This window comes from Streptomyces cyanogenus (assembly GCF_017526105.1).
In the GTDB taxonomy this organism is placed as follows: domain Bacteria; phylum Actinomycetota; class Actinomycetes; order Streptomycetales; family Streptomycetaceae; genus Streptomyces; species Streptomyces cyanogenus.
The window spans coordinates 1,113,874-1,131,898 of the sequence record NZ_CP071839.1 but is presented as its reverse complement, the minus strand read 5'-3'; the positions used below and the strand labels follow the sequence as shown (position 1 = coordinate 1,131,898).

Annotated in this window: 14 protein-coding genes; 4 read left to right on the top strand and 10 right to left on the bottom strand. The window is 72.7% G+C overall.

The genetic code is table 11. From position 1 onward, the window contains the following. Window positions 1-19: 19 nt before the first annotated feature. From S1361_RS05005 to rfbA, 4 genes are all read right to left on the bottom strand, one after another. A complete protein-coding gene (locus S1361_RS05005; RefSeq protein WP_208030629.1) occupies window positions 20-1,231 on the bottom strand; it encodes a nucleotide disphospho-sugar-binding domain-containing protein in 1,212 nt (403 codons plus the stop codon). Between the two features lie 75 nt (window positions 1,232-1,306). Next, window positions 1,307-2,674, bottom strand: coding sequence for an NDP-hexose 2,3-dehydratase family protein (locus S1361_RS05000; RefSeq protein WP_208030628.1), 1,368 nt, complete (start codon window positions 2,672-2,674; stop codon window positions 1,307-1,309). Further along, window positions 2,668-3,681 (bottom strand): dTDP-glucose 4,6-dehydratase, encoded by a 1,014-nt coding sequence (gene rfbB, locus S1361_RS04995; RefSeq protein WP_208030627.1) that lies wholly within the window; start codon window positions 3,679-3,681, stop codon window positions 2,668-2,670. Before rfbB ends, S1361_RS05000 begins: the two co-directional genes overlap by 7 nt. Before the next feature lie 19 nt (window positions 3,682-3,700). After that, a complete protein-coding gene (gene rfbA / locus S1361_RS04990) occupies window positions 3,701-4,573 on the bottom strand; it encodes a glucose-1-phosphate thymidylyltransferase RfbA (protein ID WP_208030626.1) in 873 nt (290 codons plus the stop codon). A gap of 265 nt (window positions 4,574-4,838) precedes the next feature. Here rfbA and S1361_RS04985 point away from each other — a divergent pair, with 265 nt between their 5' ends. Genes S1361_RS04985 through rfbH form a run of 3 tightly spaced genes read left to right on the top strand, consistent with a single transcriptional unit; the run spans window position 4,839 to window position 8,229 of the window. Beyond that, window positions 4,839-5,897, top strand: a complete 1,059-nt coding sequence (locus S1361_RS04985; RefSeq protein WP_208030625.1) for a Gfo/Idh/MocA family protein — start codon at window positions 4,839-4,841, stop codon at window positions 5,895-5,897. Then, window positions 5,894-6,919, top strand: coding sequence for an NAD-dependent epimerase/dehydratase family protein (locus S1361_RS04980; protein WP_208030624.1), 1,026 nt, complete (start codon window positions 5,894-5,896; stop codon window positions 6,917-6,919). Before S1361_RS04985 ends, S1361_RS04980 begins: the two co-directional genes overlap by 4 nt. A gap of 2 nt (window positions 6,920-6,921) precedes the next feature. Next, entirely contained in the window at window positions 6,922-8,229 is a 1,308-nt protein-coding gene (gene rfbH / locus S1361_RS04975) for a lipopolysaccharide biosynthesis protein RfbH (protein ID WP_208030623.1), read from the top strand. A 162-nt stretch (window positions 8,230-8,391) separates the two neighbouring features. On the opposite strand, the gene S1361_RS04970 is transcribed toward rfbH, so the two are convergent. The 6 genes from S1361_RS04970 to S1361_RS04945 form a co-directional block, all read right to left on the bottom strand. After that, window positions 8,392-8,721, bottom strand: coding sequence for a DUF6059 family protein (locus S1361_RS04970; protein WP_243769085.1), 330 nt, complete (start codon window positions 8,719-8,721; stop codon window positions 8,392-8,394). Then, window positions 8,718-9,860 carry an acyl-CoA dehydrogenase family protein gene (locus S1361_RS04965; RefSeq protein WP_208030622.1) on the bottom strand — a complete coding sequence of 381 codons (1,143 nt, stop codon included), beginning with the start codon at window positions 9,858-9,860 and terminating at the stop codon, window positions 8,718-8,720. The genes S1361_RS04970 and S1361_RS04965 overlap by 4 nt, the downstream gene beginning before the upstream one ends. Window positions 9,861-9,892: 32 nt before the next feature. Next, complete coding sequence (locus S1361_RS04960; RefSeq protein ID WP_208030621.1) at window positions 9,893-10,192, bottom strand: acyl carrier protein; 300 nt, start codon at window positions 10,190-10,192, stop codon at window positions 9,893-9,895. Between the two features lie 26 nt (window positions 10,193-10,218). Continuing rightward, window positions 10,219-11,835 carry an amino acid adenylation domain-containing protein gene (locus S1361_RS04955; RefSeq protein WP_208030620.1) on the bottom strand — a complete coding sequence of 539 codons (1,617 nt, stop codon included), beginning with the start codon at window positions 11,833-11,835 and terminating at the stop codon, window positions 10,219-10,221. A 134-nt stretch (window positions 11,836-11,969) separates the two neighbouring features. Continuing rightward, window positions 11,970-13,718 (bottom strand): 3-hydroxyacyl-CoA dehydrogenase family protein, encoded by a 1,749-nt coding sequence (locus S1361_RS04950; RefSeq protein WP_208030619.1) that lies wholly within the window; start codon window positions 13,716-13,718, stop codon window positions 11,970-11,972. Further along, entirely contained in the window at window positions 13,715-14,794 is a 1,080-nt protein-coding gene (locus tag S1361_RS04945) for a 3-oxoacyl-ACP synthase III family protein (protein WP_208036466.1), read from the bottom strand. The genes S1361_RS04950 and S1361_RS04945 overlap by 4 nt, the downstream gene beginning before the upstream one ends. 63 nt (window positions 14,795-14,857) lie before the next feature. Between S1361_RS04945 and S1361_RS04940 the strand changes: the two genes are divergently transcribed. Next, window positions 14,858-17,914: an AAA family ATPase gene (locus tag S1361_RS04940; RefSeq protein ID WP_341829284.1), complete on the top strand. Its 3,057-nt coding sequence runs from the start codon at window positions 14,858-14,860 to the stop codon at window positions 17,912-17,914. Window positions 17,915-18,025 lie beyond the last annotated feature (111 nt).

The following is an 18,025-nucleotide window of genomic DNA, read 5'->3' as shown; positions in this document are numbered from 1 at the left end:
GAGGACCGGGGCTGGCTGATCACATGAACTCCTGGATGACACCAATGGCCTCGGACGGCGCCGGCTGGGCGGCGTTCTCCGCGCGGAGCCGGCGCGCCGCCTCCCGCCACTGCCGCTCGTGGAGCAGTGGCGCGACGCCCGCGGCGATCCGTTCGGGGTCCGTCTCGCTCGCCGGCACGGCGACTCCGGCGCCGGTGGCCGCCAGGCACTCGGCGTTGAAGACCAGTCCCGCCTCCTGCGGGACGACGACCTGGGGGACACCGTGACAGGCGGCGGTCAGCATGGTCCCCGCCCCGCCGTGGTTGACCGCCGCGTCGCAGCCGGCCACGACCGTGTGCAGGGGCAGGTCGGTGACCAGCCGGACGCCCTCGGGGACCGGCCCGATGCGCTCGCGGTCGGCCGGCCTGACCACGGCGACGACCTCCGCGTCGAGAGCCACCAGCGCCGTCACCAGCGTGCTCACCGGGTGCTGCGACGCCAGACCGGCCGCGGCCGTGTTGGTGGTCATCCAGGAGACGCAGATCCGGGGCCGGGCGGCGGGCCGCAGCAACCACTGCGGTACGCGGCCGGAGCCGTTGTACGACAGGTACCGGGTGCGCACCTGCCGGGGCACGGGGTGCGGTTGCAGACTGGGCGGACAGGGGTCCACCGTGCAGACGCTGTGCACGGCACGCGGCTCGGCCCCGAACCGCCCGAAGAGCTTGAGCAGGTCCTCGGGCCAGCGTTCGGGGGCCGCGCCGAAGCCCGGGAATTTCGCCAGCGACGGCGGCTGCGGCCCCCACAGGTGGTGTACGAGGGGCACCCCCGCCGTCTCCGCCGCCAGCGCGGCGGCGTAGCCGAGCGGGTCGGTGACCATGAGATCGGGTCGCCAGCCGCGAGCCAGGGCCACCAGGTCGTCGGCCATGTCCTCGGCGGTGCGCACGTGCGGGGCCCCGCGCATCTCCCCGTAGCGGCGTCGTACGTCGGCGGGGAGCGAGTCCCAGCCGGTGGAGCCGGACAGCAGGTGCCCGGTCTCGCGGCGCACGGTTTCGGTGGCCTCGGTGAGACCGGTCAGAAGGTCGTAGCCGCCGCCCACGGCCACAGCCGTCATACCCGATCGGACGACCGGGTCGAGCACGGGCGGCTGGCCGGCCACGCAGACCTCGTGACCGGCCAGGCGGAAGGCCCAGGCCAGCGGGGCCATGGGAAAGTAGTGGCTGGGTGCGGCAGCCGGGACGAACAGTACGCGCATCTTCGCTCCGTTGCTCCTGGGCCGACATCGACGTCGGGCGGATCGTGCCACGCCCGACGCAGGCGGGCCGGGGTGTCAGACCGCGCGGTCCGGGCCGTAGACGCTCTGGAGGCACACCATGAGCGTGCGCGCGTCGACGTTCACGTAGAAGCTGTGCCGGGCCAGGTCGGTGAGTTCCTCCAGCGGGATCCACCGCAGGTCCGCGGTGTCCTCGGGGCCGCCGTCCGGTCCGGCCTCGACGATCAGGTAGCGGGTGCGCGCGTGGAAGAAGCGCCCGCCCTCCTCCGACATCACCGTGTCGAAGAGCACCCGTTCCGCCGGTGCGCCGAGGATCGCGTCCAGCAGCGGCGGTCGCGCATCATCGGGCAGGGCGGCGTAGTTCTCCGGTGTACCCTGCGCGGTCGGCCCCAGCTCCAGCACGTCGGCGCTGCCCGCCTCCACGCGTGTGCTCGCCAGCACCTGCACGCCGTCCCCGGTCCGCCGCACCAGGAACGCCGAAACGCCGGTTCCGTGCGGGCGCACCATCGGCTGCGTCCAGGCGGCGATCTCGCGGCCCCGGCCCTGGAAGGCCACGGCCATGACGTCGAAGAAGGCGCCGCTCTCATGGGTGATCCGGTCGGGCTCGTGCCGCCAGCCCGTCACCTCCCGCAGCGGAACCCGCTCGGCCAGCAGCTCGTGCCGGGTGCGGGCCTCGGTGATCCAGCCCAGTACGGCGGTGTCGGCGGGCCGGTGGCTGCCACCGTCGGCCCCAGCGAACGGGAAGGGCAGACAGGCCAGGACGGTCCGCGAGTCCATGTTCACCAGGTCGTCCTCGGCCAGCAGCCGGTGCAGCTGGCCCAGCGGCACCCACCGGAACCCGTCGAGCAGCTCGACGTCCTCGGTGACCTCGACCACCATGTTCCGGTTCCGCTTGCGGTAGAACCAGCTGCCCTGCTCCGACTGCCGGACATCGGCCAGCACCCGGTGGCGCGCGGCGTTGCGGAAGTACTCCACGTACGGCACCGGATTGCCCCGGTGGACCCGCGTGTAGTTGCTGCGCGTCGCCTGGACGGTCGGCGACAGCTGTGGGCCCGCGATGTTGCCGGGCTCCGTCTTGGCCTGCATCAGGAAGTGCAGGACGCCGTCGAACTCCTTGGCCAGGATGCCCAGGATGCCGACCTCGGGCTGGTGGATGATCGGCTGGGACCAGTGGGGCACCGGCCAGCCGGGCCGCCGCACCCGCAGGCCCTCGACGGTGAAGAACCGGCCGGTGTCGTGGACCAGGTCCCCCGTGTCCGGCCGGAAGCTCCACATCCGCAGATCGGCGAAGGGGATGACCCGGGAGGCCGAGTCGTCGGCGGCGCGTTGCTCCTTCCACCACTGGTGGAAGTCGGCCAGCGGCGCGTGCCCGGTCTCCGTCGCGGCCGCGGACAGCGCGACCCGGGCGGCAAGAGACGTCAGCATGACACCTCCGTGAGGGATCCGGCCCCGCCGGCGGGCTGGGGGCGCAGCGGCTCCCACCAGTCGCGGTGGTCGGCATACCAGCGGACGGTGTCCGCCAGGCCCTGCTCGAAGGGGACGCGGGGAGCGTATCCGAGCTCGGTGCGGATCTTGGTGCAGTCCACCGAGTAGCGGCGGTCGTGCGCCTTGCGGTCGGCCACCTGCTCGACCATCTCCGGGCCCGCGTCCAGCAGTTCCAGCAGCCGGGAGACCAGATCGCGGTTGGTGAGCTCGGTGCCGCCGCCGATGTTGTAGATCTCGCCGGGCGTCCCCTCTGCGGCCACCAGTGCCAGCGCCCGACAGTGGTCGTCCACGTGCAGCCAGTCGCGCACGTTGCGGCCGTCGCCGTACAGCGGGACCGGATGCCCCGTCAGCAGGTTCGTGACGAACAGCGGGATCGCCTTCTCCGGGTTCTGGTACGGCCCGTAGTTGTTCGAGCAGCGCGTGACGCACACGGGCAGGTCGTGCGTGCGGTGGAAGGCCAGGGCCACCAGATCGGAGGAGGCCTTCGACGCCGCGTAGAGGGAGTTGGGCCGCAACGGGTGGTCCTCCGGCCAGGAGCCGTGCTCGATCGACCCGTACACCTCGTCGGTGGACACGTGCACGAACCTGCTCGCGCCGTGGTCGGCCGCAGCCTGCAGCAGGGTGTGCGTGCCCTGGACGTTCGTCCGGACGAACTCGGCCGCGCCCGCTATGGAGCGGTCGACATGGGACTCGGCCGCGAAGTGCACGACCAGGTCGGTGCCGGGCATGACCGTGTCGACCACGGCGGTGTCGCAGATGTCGCCGCGCACCACCCGCAGCCGCGAAGAGCCGGCCACGGGCGCCAGGTTGGCCTCGTTGCCCGCGTAGGTGAACCGGTCGAGGACGATCACCTCGGCGTCGTCGTACTCGGGATACGCGCCGGTCGTCAGCTGCCGGACGAAGTGCGAGCCGATGAACCCGGCGCCGCCCGTCACCAGGATGCGCACGTGCCGCTCCTTGTCCTTGTCATGTCTCTCCTTTGGCGATGTCCCTCAGGTAGGCGCCGTAGTCGGAGGCGCCGATCTCCACGCCGAGCCGGTAGCAGTCATCGGCGTCGATGAACCCCATGCGGTAGGCGATCTCCTCCACGCACGCGATGCGCGTCCCCTGGCGCTGCTCCAGCACCTGCACGTACTGGCTGGCCAGCAGCAGCGAGTCGTGCGTCCCCGTGTCGAGCCACGCGAAGCCCCGGCCGAGGTTGACCAGGCGGGCGTTGCCGCGCTCCAGGTAGACGCGGTTGACGTCGGTGATCTCCAGTTCGCCCCGGGCCGAGGGCTGCAGGTTCTTCGCGATGTCCACGACGTCGTTGTCGTAGAGGTAGAGCCCGGTGACGGCCAGGTTCGAACGGGGGCGGGCCGGCTTCTCCTCCAGCTCCAGCAGCGTGCCCTCGGCGTCCACCACACCGACGCCGTACCGCTCGGGATCCGAGACCGCGTATCCGAAGAGTACGCAGCCGTCGATCTCCTGCACGTTGCGGCGCAGCAGCGGCGAGAAGTTGGGCCCGTGGAAGATGTTGTCGCCCAGGATCAGCGCCACCGGATCGGTGCCGATGTGCTCCGAGCCGATGGTGAACGCCTCGGCGATGCCGTCCGGGGACGGCTGGACCGCGAAGTCGATCTGCATGCCGAGCCGTGTTCCGTCTCCCAGGAGATGACGGAACAGATCGATATTGTCGGGGTTCGAAATGACCAGGACTTCCCGGATTCCGGCCAGCATGAGAACGGAAAGCGGGTAATAAACCATGGGTTTGTTGTAAACGGGAAGCAGCTGCTTGGACACGGCGCGTGTCAACGGGTGAAGCCGAGTGCCGCTTCCGCCGGCGAGCAGGATGCCTTTCATTGCCGTGAAAGTACCGGTGCCCCTGCACCCGGTCGAGTATTGCGCGGAGTAATAGGGGGCGGCACGACATTTCCGGGAGCACTTAGGGGACGATGGCCACCGGTAGGGGGTTGAACGGCCCGTCGGCACGGGCGTTGACTTCTCGGCGACCGGCCCGAGATTTCCGGATCACCTCCGGCACCGCCCTTCGGCACGCGTGCCGGCGGCGCCGTTCGGCGGGTCCCGGGCCGTCCGTGTCCCCCGCACACCGAGGAGAACTGGACCGATGACCGCCGCTGCCCAGGACCGCATCGTCGGCGGCACCCCACACCACGGCAGGATCCGCGTCGGGGTGCTGGGCACCTCCGAGTTCGCCCGCCGCCGCATGATGGCGGCGATCCGCGGGCACCCCGGCGCCGAACTCGCCGCCGTCGCCAGCCGCGACCCGGCGCGGGCCGCGCACACGGCCGCCCAGCACGGCTGCGCGGCCGCCGCCGACTACGGGGAGCTGCTGGCCCGCGACGACATCGACGCGGTGTACCTTCCGCTGCCCAACGCGCTGCATCACGAATGGGCGCTGGCCGCGATGGAGAGCGGCAAGCACGTGCTGGCCGAGAAACCGCTGACGACGTCGGCCGCCGACACCGCCGAACTGGTAGGGGTGGCCGCGCGCACCGGACGTGTCCTGCGGGAGAACTTCTGCTTCCTCCACCACGGCCAGCACCGCACTGTGCGCGACCTGCTGCGGGGCGGACGGATCGGGCGGCTGCGCCGCTTCACCGGAGCCTTCTGCATCCCGCCGCGGCCTGCCGCCGACGTGCGCCACCGGCCCGAACTCGGCGGCGGTGCGCTGCTCGACACGGGTGTGTACCCGATCAGAGCCGCCCAGTTCTTCCTCGGCGACGACCTGTCAGTGACCGGAGCGCTGCTGCGGCAGGACGCCGCGACCGGGGTGGACGTCGGCGGGTCGGCGCTGCTGCGCGCGGCCGGCGGCGAGATCGTCACCGTCGACTTCGGCTTCGAGCACGGCTACGGCTCCCTCTACCAGCTGTGGGGCAGCGAGGGACGGCTCACGCTGGAGCGCGCCTTCACCCCGCCGCCGGACCTCGCCCCGGTGCTGCGCGTCGACCGGCAGGGGGAGCCGGTGCATACCGTGCTGCCGGCCGAGGACCAGTACGCCGCGACGGTGGGCGCGTTCGCCGCGGCCGTGCGCAGGGCCCGGGACCTCGGCACGGACCCGGACCATCAGGCCTGGGCGGCCGCCGCCGTGCGGACCGCGGAACTCGTCGAGGAGATCAGCCGATGCGCCCAGCACATCACGGTGGAGACGAGAGAACGCGGATGACCACGGCACACCACCCGGCCGCCGCGCCGACCGCCGAACCGGGGCCCGGCACGACCGGTCCCGCCCCGTCCGTCCTGGTCCTGGGCGGGACCGGATTCCTGGGACGGCACATCTGCGCCGCTTTCGGCGCCACGGGCGCGCGGCTCACCCGGGTGGCCCGCGAGGCGCCCGTCGACGCCAGTGACGTCCCGTTCATCCGCGTCGACCTCATGGACGCCACATCGGAGCGAATCGCCGAGATCCTCGGTGCCACCGGGGCCGACATCGTCGTCAACTCCGTCGGTGCCGTCTGGCACGTCGGCGAACGCGAGATGTACGAGGCCAACGCCGAGTTGGTGCGGCGTCTGGTCGCCGCCATGACCTCGATGCCCGGCCGGCCGCGTCTGGTCCACCTCGGCTCGATCCACGAGTACGGCCCGGTGCCCCGTGGCACCCGCATCAGCGAGGAAGTGCCGACGGCGCCGGACACCACCTACGGCCGGTCGAAACTGCTCGGCGCCCGGCTGGTGCTGGACGCGGCCGCCGAGGGAACGCTGGACGGCACCGTCCTGCGGATCGCGAACGTGGCCGGGCCGGGCACCCCGCGCGAGAGCCTGCTGGGCATCCTGGCCCGCCGGCTGCGTGAGCGCGCCCGGGCAGCGGCGGGCGAGCCGCCCCCGGTCCTGCGGCTGGCGCCGCTGACGGCATGGCGGGACTTCGTCGACGTACGCGATGTGGCCGGTGCCGTCGTCGCCGCCGCCCGCGCGGACGTCTGCGGACAGGTGGTCAACATCGGCAGCGGCGAGGCGGTGGAGGTCCGCCAGGTGGTCCGCCGGCTGGTCGCACTGAGCGGTCTGAGTCTGACCGTGGTCGAGGACCAGGACCGCGACGAGCAACGAGGCGACCTGCAGTGGCAGCGGTGCGACGTCTCCCTCGCCCTGCGGCTGCTCGGCTGGCAGCCGCAGCTGAGCCTGGAGCGCTCGCTGCACGACCTTTTGGTGGAAACCGGAGTCGGCGTGCTGACTCGTTCAGGAGGGGCTTGAGCATGGGTGACGTCAAGGCGTTGATTCTCGAAGGGGTCCGCAAGTACCACCAGGAGCGGGAAGGCGTACCGGAGTTCGTCCCCGGCGTCACCGAGATCTGGCCCTCCGGCGCGGTGCTGGACGAGGAGGACCGGCTGGCGCTGGTGGAGTCCGCGCTGGACCTGCGGATCGCGGCGGGCACCCGTTCCCGGAAGTTCGAGTCGGAGTTCGCCCGCAAGCTCAAGCGGCGCAAGGCCCATCTCACCAACTCGGGTTCGTCGGCCAACCTGCTCGCGCTGTCCGCGCTCACCTCACCCGTGCTCGAGGACCGCCGGCTGCGCCCCGGCGACGAGGTGGTGACCGTGGCCGCCGGCTTCCCCACGACCGTGAACCCCATCCTGCAGAACGGGCTCGTGCCCGTCTTCGTCGACGTTGACCTGCGCACGTACAACACCACCGCGGACCGGCTGGCGCGGGCGATCGGCCCCAAGACCCGGGCCATCGTGATCGCGCACGCGCTGGGCAACCCCTTCGAGGCGTCCGAGATCGCTCAACTCGCCGAGGACCACGGCCTCTTCCTGATCGAGGACAACTGCGACGCGGTGGGCTCCACCTACGACGGCCGGCTGACCGGATCCTTCGGTGACCTGTCCACCGTGAGCTTCTACCCGGCCCACCACCTCACGATGGGCGAGGGCGGGTGCGTGCTGACGTCCAACCTGGCGCTGGCCCGTATCGTGGAGTCGCTGCGCGACTGGGGCAGGGACTGCTGGTGCGAGCCGGGTGAGAGCAACAAGTGCCTGAAGCGGTTCGGCTTTCAGATGGGGGAGCTCCCGGACGGCTACGACCACAAGTACATCTTCTCGCACCTCGGTTACAACCTGAAGGCCACCGATCTCCAGGCGGCCCTGGGACTGAGCCAGCTCTCCCGGCTCGACGAGTTCGTCGCCGCCCGGCGCGAGAACTGGCGGCGGCTGCGGGAGGGCCTGGACGGGGTGCCGTGGCTGCTGCTGCCCGAGCCCACCCCGCGCAGCGAACCCAGCTGGTTCGGCTTCGCCCTCACCGTCGATCCGCAGGCGCCCTTCAGCCGGGCCGAGCTGACCGAGTTCCTGGAAGCACGCAGGATCGGCACCCGCAGGCTGTTCGCGGGCAACCTGACCAGGCAGCCGGCGTACGTGGACCAGCCCTACCGCGTCTCGGGGGAGCTGACCAACAGCGACATCATCACCCGGCAGACCCTGTGGGTGGGCGTGTACCCGGCGCTCACCCACGAAATGCTCGACTACGTGATCGCCTCCATCCGGCAGTTCGTCGAGTCCCCCCGCCGATGACCGCGTCGGCGTGCACCGGAGCGCGCAGTGGCAGGGGAGCGTACGACGAGGGGCCGGGAACCGCGACAGGACGGTTCCCGGCCCCTCGGTACGAGCAGCACGCCGAAGCCGGCACGGAGGGGCGGCACCGCGCGGCCGGGAGCTACGCGGTGCCGCGCCGGCTCACGCCCGACCGCCGGTGACCGGCGGATTGCCCGGGTGCTCGTCGTCGACCACCCACAACTGCCGCTGCAGGGCCCGCTCCAGCGCGGTCAACGGTATGTCGGGACAGAGCCGTTCGGGGTGGTACAGCGCGGGCCCGCCGGGGTCCCGTTTCACCCGCACCGGCGGCCGGGACCGCCCGTCATCCGCCAGGGAGGGCGGGACAGGAATCCAGAGCAGGCCGAACTGGGCGAGCATGCGCCCGAGCAGGCGCAGGCAGCGCAGCGTCATCCGGCCGGCCCCGCGGGCGTACCGGGCCGCGTCCGAGGGCCCCGGCGGTGTGCTCGTCACAGCCCCGCCTTCCGGACGAGGATCTCCCGCTGCATCTCCGTGGTACCGGAGAAGATCGCTGCGGGCACGGAGTCCCGCAGGTTGCGTTCGATCCCCGTGGCCGCCAGGTAGCCGCTGCCGCCGAAGACCTGCACGGCGTCGAGGCTGTTGGCGACCGCGGCCTCGGACACGGCTGTCTTGGCCAGCGCCGCGGCGGCGACCTGTTCCTCGCGGTCCCGGTCCAGCAGCCAGCAGGCCCGGTACAGCAGCCAGCGGGCGCCCTCCAGGCGCTGGCGCATGGCCGCCAGACGGTGCGAGACGGCCTGGAACTCGGCGATCGGGTGGCCGAACTGGCGGCGCGTACGGGCGTGTGCCACGCAGCGCTCCAGCTGTTCCTCCATCACGCCCAGGTAGAGCGCCGGCAGACAGGCGCGCTCCCAGCCCATCGAGTACTGGAACACCGCGCTGCCCTGGCCCTCGGCGCCGAGGCGCAGGCGGGCGGGAACCCGGCAGCCGTGGAACTCGACCCGGCCGGCCGCGCAGCCGTGCAGTCCCATCTTGGCCATCGGCGCGCTGACGGTGATGCCGGGCAGGTCCCGGGGCACGGCGAACGCGCTGATCCCGAGGAACCCCAGGGAGGTGTCCGTGGTCGCGTAGGTGACGAACACGTCCGCGATGGGCGCGTTGCTGGCGAAGGACTTGACCCCGTCGAGCACGTAGGCGTCGCCGTCGAGGACCGCGGTGGTGGCGAGACGGCCCACATCGGAGCCGGCCTCGTCCTCGGTCATGGCGTTGGCGGCGATCAGCTCGGCCGAACTCATCCCCGGCAGCAGGTCCTTGCGGGTGGCGTCGGAAGCGAAGGCGCTGACCGGTACGGCGCAGGCGAGCAGATGGGCGGCCAGTGCGAACACCAGACCGGTGTCGGCGCAGCCCGCCCCGAACGCCTCCAGACGCAGCGCCGTGTCCAGGGCGCCGAGGCCGCCGCCGCCGAACTCGCGGGGCAGGCACAGCCCGGCCATCCCCAGTCCGGCGGCCGAGCGCCAGGCGTCTCGGTCGCGGTACTCCGCAGGTGCGGCGGCGGCTTCGTCGAACAGGTCGCGGGCTGCCTCCCGCAGGGCCGCGCACGCCTTGCGCTGGTCGTTGGTGAGATCGAAGTCCATCGGCGGTGATCCGTCCCTTGAACGTCAAAGGCTCAGTCGGTGGTGACCGCGGGGGACCGCGCCTCAAGCAGCTCGCACACGAGAGCCGAGATCCGGTTGATGTCCTTGAAGTTTCCGCCGCTCATCTTCTCGAAGGGCACGGTCACGCCCAGTTCGCCACGGAGGAAGTTGAGCAGCATCGCGACCTTCAGCGAATCGAGCACGCCCCACTCCAACAGCGGCGTGGTCTTCTGCAGTTCGCCGTTCGGGTCGCCCGAGAGGAAGTTGTCGCGGATGAAGTCCATCAGCTTCTGACTGACCTCCGCCTCGGTGGGCGCCGTCTTCTCGGCCATGTCGTCCTGCCTTTCGGTTGGTTGCGTCAGATGGTCGCGGCGTGCGCGGGCGCACCGGCCGGGTGGCCGGTGGCAGGGGCGGGGCCGTCGGGGGACGGGGCGGTGAGCCGGCCGGCGAGCGCGGACCGGTCGACCTTGCCGTTGCTGGTGTGCGGCAGCTGCGGCACGAACGCGATGCTGTCGGCGATCATGTACGGCGGAAGCCGCTCGGCGCAGTGCCGCTTGAGTGCGAGTACCCCAGCCGTGGAGTCCGCGGCCAGGACGACGAACGCGGCCAGCCGGGCGCTCAGCCCCGAGCCCGCGACGATCACGGCGGAGTTCTCGACCGCGGGATGGCTGTTGAGCGCGGCCTCGACCTCGCCCAGCTCGACGCGGTGTCCGCGGACCTTGACCATGTGGTCCTGGCGGCCCATGTAGTCGAAGGAGCCGTCCGGCCTGACCAGCACGATGTCGCCGGTGGCGTAGGGGCCGCGCTGCGGGTCCCGTCCCCAGTATCCGAGCATGACGGTGGGGCCTTCCACATACAGCTCGCCCTCCTCGCCCGGCCGGGCCCGTCCGTCGTCGTTGACCGCCCAGACCGTGTCGCCGCACGAGGGCGATCCGATCGGTACGGGACGGTCGCGCGTCAGGTCCTCGGCGAGAACCTCGTGGAAGGTGCAGACGTTTGTCTCGGTGGGGCCGTACAGGTTCAGCAGCCGGGCCCCGGTCCAAGCGGCGAGCTGGCGCACCCCCGTGACGGGGAACGGCTCGCCCGCGAAGAGCACGGCCCGCAGAGAGGACGGAGCGGGGCGGTCCAGCAGCCCGCCGCCGTGCATCATCAGCATCAGCGCGGACGGCACCGAGTACCAGACGCTGATCTCGTGCTCGTACAGGAATTCGGTCAACTGGACGGGCGCGTAGGCGAGTTCTGCGTCGATGAGATGCACCGACGCGCCCACGGCGAACGCCGCGTACAGATCCAGCACGGACAGGTCGAAGGTGAACGGCGCGTGGTTCGCGAAGCGGTCGGCGGGGCCGGCGGACAGTTCCGCGACGGCCCACTCGACGAATGCGACTGCGTTGCCGTGGCTGATGCACACGCCCTTGGGCGTGCCGGTGGACCCGGAGGTGTACAGGATGTAGGCGAGGTCGCCGGGGCTTGCCGTGCGGCGCCCGGGCGTCTCACCCGCGGGCTGCGCATGCTCCGCGTCCAGCGCCACGTACGCGGCACCGGCGGGCAGTTCGGTGGTGACCTCGGCCTCGCGGGCCTGCGCCGCGCACACCACCCGGGCTTCGCAGTCGCGGGCCACCAGCGCCATCCGGCCCACCGGGCTTGAGCCGTCCACCGGGACGTACGCGGCGCCCAGGCGCAGCACCGCCTGCATCGCGACCACGGCGGCGCAGGACTTCGCGGACCAGATCACCACCCGGTCACCGGGGCCCACGCCGTTCGTGGCCAGTGTGTGGGCCAGTGCGTCGGCACGCCGGTCGAGTTCGGCGTAGGTCAGCACGCCGTCCGCGGCGACCACCGCCGGGCGGCCGCCGTGTGCCGCGGCCGTGTCGATCACCAGGCGGTACAGGCCCTGGAAGGCGCCGGCCGCACCTGCGGTACCGCGGGCGGGCTGCCCGGTCTCGTTGCGGGATGCGCTCGTGTGCCGGCCCATGGCACTCCTCCTCGGACCCCTCGCCGTGCCGCCGGGGCGTCGTGGACCCCCGTCGGGTCCGGTTTCCACCATCGTGGGCCGCCCGGCTAAAGCACCTCTTGGCTCGGTCTACGGCGGCCCGCGCGGCCTCAGAGCTACCGGTAGCGGTGGAACCCGTGCCCGCTCTTGCGCCCCAGGTGCCCGGCGGCCACGAGATCCTCCAGAGGCCGGGCGGGGGTCAGCGAGGGCTCGTGAGAGGCCCGGTGCAACCCGCGCTGGATGTGCAGCGACACGTCCAGGCCGATGGTGTCGAGCAGCGCCAGCGGCCCCATGGGGTACCCGCAGCCCACCGTCATCACGGCATCCAGGTCGCCGGCCGGGGCCCGGTGCTCCTCCAGCAGCCGTACGGCGTCGTTGAGGTACGGGAAGAGCAGCGCGTTGACGAGGAAACCGGGACGGTCCTCGACCTCCACCGGGTGCTTCCCGATCCGGCCGCAGACCGCGCGGGCGGTGGCCGACGCGTCCGGAGCCGTCAGCACCGTGCCGACCACCTCCACCAGGCGCATCACCGGCGCCGGGTTGAAGAAGTGCAGGCCGAGGACGTCCTCGGGACGTGCCGTGGCGGTGGCGCACTCCACGATGGGCAGGCTCGACGTGGTCGTGGCGAGCACGGCACCCGGCCGGCACACCGCGTCCAGCCGTCCGAACACCTCCCGTTTGACGGGCAGTTCCTCAGCGACGGCCTCAACCACCAGGTCGCACCCGGCCACCGACTCGATGTGGGCGCAGCCCCGCAGCCGCTCCTGCGCGGCCCGCGCGTCGTCGGACGAGACCTTGCCGCGCCGCACGGCGCGGTCCAGTGAGCCCGCCACCCGGTCCAGCGCCCCCTTGGCCCGCACTTCGGTGCGGGCGACCAGCGTCGTGGGCAGCCCGGACCGAGCGAACACCTCGGCGATGCCCGTGGCCATCGTCCCGGAGCCGACCACCCCGACCGTGGCCACCGGGCGGGGCGCGGTGACGGGACCGGCCGCGGGGGCGTCGGCCGTGGGTCCCGGCGGATAGCGGTAGAAGCCGCGCCCGGACTTCATGCCGAGCAGCCCGGCGGCGACCATGTGGCCGAGCACCGGTGACGGCAGGAACCGCCGCTCGCCCGTCAGGTCGTACAGCCCCCGCAGGGTGTCCAGGGCGGAGTCGAGGCCGATCCGGTCGAGGTGGGCCAGCGGCCCGAGGGGGAGCCCGCAGCCCAGCCGCATGGCTCCGTCGATGTCGTCCCTGGAGGCGTACCGCCGCTCGTACAGGGCGAGTGCGCCGTTCAGGTAGGCCATCAGCAGCCCGCCCGAGAGGAAGCCCGGGCGGTCGACCGCCCGCACCGCGGTCCGGTCCAGGGCGGCGACCAGCCGCTCGGCGTCGCGTACGACGGCGGCCTCGGTGGCGTGCGCGGGGATCACCTCGATGGCGCCGCCGTCGGGCCCGTGGCCGACCGGATGCAGGCCGACGGTCCGCGTCAGCAGTCCGGCGGCGGTTCCGACGGCGGCCACCGACAGACTCGTCGTCGTGGCGAACACCGTGTCAAGGCCGCAGCGTTCGGCGGCCGTGCGCAGCACGGCGGCCTTGAGCGCAAGCCGCTCGGGCACGGCCTCCACGACGAGTTCGGTGTCGGCCGGCAGCGCGGTGCCGGTGGTGAAGGTGATCCGGTCCGGGGCCGACGGCCCGCCCGCGATGCGGGTGCGGGCGTCGGCCAGCCGCGTGGCGTCCGCCTCCACGGCCGTCACGTGTGCCCCGGCCGCGGCCAGCGCGCGGACCAGCCCGGAGCCGACCGTGCCCAGGCCGATCACCGCGGTTCTCCGGAACGGGAGTCCCGCCCGGTCGGCGGGCGCGTTGGAGGCGGAGTCTGCTGTGGTCATGCCGTGTCCTTCCCAGAGGATGCAGCCGCGGAGGCGTCCCAGCGCAGCGCGACGGAGCCGATGGACATACCGCCGCCGAAGCCGGACAGGACGACGAGGTCGCCGTCCCCCAAGGCGCCCGAGCGGTGAGCCGTGTCGAGGGCCAGCGGGATCGATCCGGCGCTGGTGTTGCCGTGATCGGCCACGTGCAGATGGACGCGGGCGCGGCGGAGTCCGAGCGTCGGCAGGATCTCGCCGAGCAGTACGCCGTTGGCCTGGTGCGGTATGAAGTGGTCGACCTGGTCGGGGGTGATGCCGCTGCGTGCCAGCAGTTCGCGGACGCTCTCCGGCAGTTCGCGGGCGACCAGGTCGCGCACGGCCCGGCCGTCCATCCGGAAGTGGTGCTGTCCGGAGACGACCGTCTTCTCGGATGCGGGCAGCCGGCTCCCACCGGCCTCCACGTGGATCAGGCCGTGCTGTGCGCCACGGCTGACCAGGTGCGACCCCAGCATGCCGCGGTCCGCGCGCACCGGCCCGAGGACCGCGGCACCGGCGCCGTCGCCGAAGAGCACGGCGGTGCGCCGGTCAGTCCGGTCGATGATCCGCGAGTAGACGTCGGCACCGATCACGAGGGCGTGGCCGGGCGCCCCGCCGTCCGGCTCCGCCAGCAGCCGGGCCGCGGCGACCAGAGCGAAGACGAAGCCGCTGCACACGGAGTTTATGTCGAACGCGGCGGCGCTCACGGCGCCGATCCGGTCCTGCACCAGGCAGGCGGTGGCCGGCTGGGGATGGTCGGGGGTGGAGGTCGCCAGCACCACCCAGGACAGGTCGGCGGCCGATACACCGGCCGCCCGCAGCGCGGCCTCGGCGGCCTGTGCCGCCAGGTCCGACGTGGCCTCGTGGCGGGCCGCGTACCGGCGCTCGCGGATCCCCGTCTTGCGCAGGATCCATTCCTCGGTGACGCCGGCCCACTCCGCCACCACGCGGTTCGGCACGGTCTCGGCGGGGAGGTACGAACCGGTACCCAGTATTCCTATGCCGTTGATGGCTGGCTCCTGACCGTGCGGGGGACGGGAACGGGCGAGGCTGCTCGCCATCGTGCTGGGCACGGACCACTTGGGTAACCCTTGACCGCCCCCTAGCCGCCCCTACCGGAACCCGTGCTCCCGCCCCCGGGCCACCCGCGCGACCTGCCCGGACGGGATCGCCGGCGGTCGCTCGTGCCCAGGTTTCAACGACAGCAAGGAACAACGCAGTTGCTGTCCGGCAGCTTGTGGCCAACGGGTTACCGAGCGGTTCGCGATGGTGGGCGGCATCTTAAGAGCATCGCCACGGAAGCGACACAAGGGGGAACTGCTTTGTCATTTCTGCAAAGAGATGTGCAATGGAGGAAGCTGGAGGCGGCACTCGAGGCCTGTCAGAGGGGGGCGACAGGCGTGGTCCTGGTCGAGGGATCGGTCGGCTGCGGCAAGACGGAGCTGCTGAGCCGCTTCGCCCACGAGGCCGCGCTGCGCGGGGCCCAGGTGCTGCGCGCCGCCGGCTGTCCCTCGTCCCTCGCCACGTCGCACGGGGTGGTGCGGCAACTGGCGTCCGAGGTGCCGTCGGGACCGCTGTACGCGACCGGGGGCCGCCCGGCCCAGGCCGCCCTCGTTCCCCTCGCCCACGGGCCGCGCCCCGCGCCGTCGTCCGCCGCCGCGGCGCCCGGGCGGGTGCCGCCCGCACCGACACCGCTGGCCGACCGGATGCCGCAGCAGCGCTCCGTCCGCCCGGACGACGAGGAAGCCCCCTTCACCGCCGTGGAGTTCAGCGCCGCGCTGCGCACGGCGGCGCAGCACGCACCGCTCGTGGTGTGCGTGGACGACCTGAGATACGTCGATACGCCATCGCTCGCCCAGCTGCTGCACGCCGCACGGACCATGCGGGACACCCCCCTGCTGCTCGTGCTCGCCGACGCGCCGCCGGACTGCGCCGAACGTGCCCAGGCACGCACCGAGTTGCTGCGCCACCCCGGCTACATGCGCCTGGTCATCGGCCCGCTGACCAAGGCCGGCACCGCCGCGGTGCTGGAGCGGACCGGGAGCCCGGCCGACGGGAACACGGTCGCTCGCCTGCACTCCGTCACCGGGGGCAACCCGCTGCTGCTGCGCGCCCTGCTCACGGAGCCGAGCGCCCCCGAACCGGAACACGGAGGCCCCTTCACCCAGTCCGCGCTCACCTGTCTGAACCGCAGCGGTGCGCAGGCCCGTCGTATGGCCGCCGTCCTGGCGGTCTTCGAGGGCGAGGCGGACACCGACACGGCCGCCCGGGTGGCCCGCACCACCACCTCGGCCGCCGCGCGGGCGATGGGCGTCCTCGACCGGTCCGGCCTCACCCGGGACGGCCGGCTGTCCCACCCGGCGCTGGCCGCCGCCATACTCGACGCGACCCCTGGCCCCGAGCGTGCCGAACTGCACGCCCGCGCCGCCCAGGTCCTGCACGAGAACGGTGCACGCGCCGACCTCGTCGCCCGCCACCTGCTGCTCGCCGCGTCCGAGGCCGAGCAGCCCGCCGACCTGATGGCGGGCGACTGGCCGGTCAGGGTGCTGTGCGAGGCCGCCCAGCAGGCCCTGATCGTCTCCGACGACAGCACGCACGCCGCCGAGTGCCTGTCCCTGGCCCGCGTTTTGTGCGCCGACGAGCAGAACGAATGGGAGGTGGGACTCCGTCAGGCCGCCGCCACTTGGCGGACGTTCCCCGGCGCTGCCGAGCACCATCTGCGGGCCCCACTCGCCGCACTGCGCCGTGGTGCGCTCGGGCCCGCCATGACGGCGCGGCTGGCCAGGCTGCTCGTCTCACAGGGGAGGGTCGAGGAGGCCGCGGAAGCACTCGGCCATATCGCGGGCCGACAAGCGGGGCCGCGTGAGGACCCGCTGCGGGAGCTGTTCGCACTGCCCCCGGCGCTCGGCCCGGCGGCCGCGGACCCGGACGAGGGCCGCGACGCGACCGCCCGGGCGGCCACCGCCCTGCGGGCCGGAGCCGCGCTGTGGACCCACCCGGGCGCGGAGGGCGAGGAGCGGGTCGTCGAGCGACTGCTCAGAGGCACCCCGTTGGCCCAGACCACGTTCGAACCGATCGTTCAGGCGGTCCGCACCCTGATCCACCTCGACCGCCCCGACCGGGCGGTGCACTGGGCCAAGCGCCTGAAGGCCGACGTGCAGCAGCACAGCGCTCCGGCCTGGTGGTCGGCCTTCGGCCTGGTGCAGGCCGAGGGGCTGCTGAGGCTCGGTGACCTTGCCGGTGCCGAGCAGGAGGCGGCGGCCGCGGCCGATGCGGTCACCGACCGGGGCGGCCTCTTCCTGTTCGGCCCGATCGCCGTCCAGGTCACCGCCCTCACCGCGATGGGCCGCTACGAGGAGGTCACGCGGCGCCTGCAGTGCCCCGTTCCCGACGAGTTGTTCAACAGCGTTTACGCGCTCGACTTCCTGCGGGCGCGTGGCCTGTACTACCTCGCCACGCATCGCTACCGGGCCGCGCTCGGGGAGTTCCTGGACGTGGGGCGGCTCGCCCAGCGCTGGGGCCTGGACCGGCCCCGGCAACTGGCCTGGCGCACCGACGCCGCCGAGGCGCTGCTGCAACTGGGCGAGCACCGCAGGGCCGAGCGGCTCGTGGTGGAGCAACTCGGCCTGCCCGACGCGCGCAGCCCCCGCGTGCGCGGTGTGTCGCTGCGGCTGCGCGCGGCCATCGCCGAGTCCCGCCAGCGACCCAGGTTGCTCACCTCCGCGGTGGACGAGCTGCGCCGCTCCGGCGACCGCGTCGAACTCGCCCGCGCCCTGGCCGAGCTGGGCCGGGCGCTGCGGCGGTCGGGGGAGGAGAGCCGGGCCGGGATCGTCACCCGGCGGGCGCGGCAGCTGGCGCAGGACTGTGGTGCCCTGCCGCTGTGCGAGCAGGTGTCGCCCAGCCAGCAGGGACGGACGCGGCAGGAGGAGCAGCCCCCGCCGCCGCAGCGCCCGGAACCCGCCGCGGCGCGCACGGAGCAGCTGAGCGAGTCGGAACGCCGTGTGGCCGCGCTCGCCGGGTACGGCTACACCAACCGGGAGATCGCGGTGCGGCTGTACATCACGGTGAGCACGGTGGAACAGCACCTCACCCGGGTGTACCGCAAGCTCAGCATCACCCGGCGCCAGGATCTGCCGATGGAGCTGCAGTTCGAGCTCATGGAGGACGCCGCCCGGCGGTAGCGCCGTAGTCTGCGTCGAGGGGTCCGGTCCGCGGCGCCGGCGGTGCGCGGCTCGGGACAAGCCGTACTCAAGGGCTCCGCGGAAGGATGGGGCGGTTCAGCAGATGCATGC

Excerpts from the sequence above, each read along its gene's own strand:
- S1361_RS05005 (WP_208030629.1), bottom strand. The coding sequence starts at position 1,231 with ATGCGCGTACTGTTCGTCCCGGCTGCCGCACCCAGCCACTACTTTCCC.
- S1361_RS05000 (WP_208030628.1), bottom strand. The coding sequence starts at position 2,674 with ATGCTGACGTCTCTTGCCGCCCGGGTCGCGCTGTCCGCGGCCGCGACG.
- rfbA (WP_208030626.1), bottom strand. The coding sequence starts at position 4,573 with ATGAAAGGCATCCTGCTCGCCGGCGGAAGCGGCACTCGGCTTCACCCG.
- S1361_RS04985 (WP_208030625.1), top strand. The coding sequence starts at position 4,839 with ATGACCGCCGCTGCCCAGGACCGCATCGTCGGCGGCACCCCACACCAC.
- S1361_RS04980 (WP_208030624.1), top strand. The coding sequence starts at position 5,894 with ATGACCACGGCACACCACCCGGCCGCCGCGCCGACCGCCGAACCGGGG.
- rfbH (WP_208030623.1), top strand. The coding sequence starts at position 6,922 with ATGGGTGACGTCAAGGCGTTGATTCTCGAAGGGGTCCGCAAGTACCAC.
- S1361_RS04965 (WP_208030622.1), bottom strand. The coding sequence starts at position 9,860 with ATGGACTTCGATCTCACCAACGACCAGCGCAAGGCGTGCGCGGCCCTG.
- S1361_RS04960 (WP_208030621.1), bottom strand. The coding sequence starts at position 10,192 with ATGGCCGAGAAGACGGCGCCCACCGAGGCGGAGGTCAGTCAGAAGCTG.
- S1361_RS04955 (WP_208030620.1), bottom strand. The coding sequence starts at position 11,835 with ATGGGCCGGCACACGAGCGCATCCCGCAACGAGACCGGGCAGCCCGCC.
- S1361_RS04950 (WP_208030619.1), bottom strand. The coding sequence starts at position 13,718 with ATGACCACAGCAGACTCCGCCTCCAACGCGCCCGCCGACCGGGCGGGA.
- S1361_RS04945 (WP_208036466.1), bottom strand. The coding sequence starts at position 14,794 with ATGGCGAGCAGCCTCGCCCGTTCCCGTCCCCCGCACGGTCAGGAGCCA.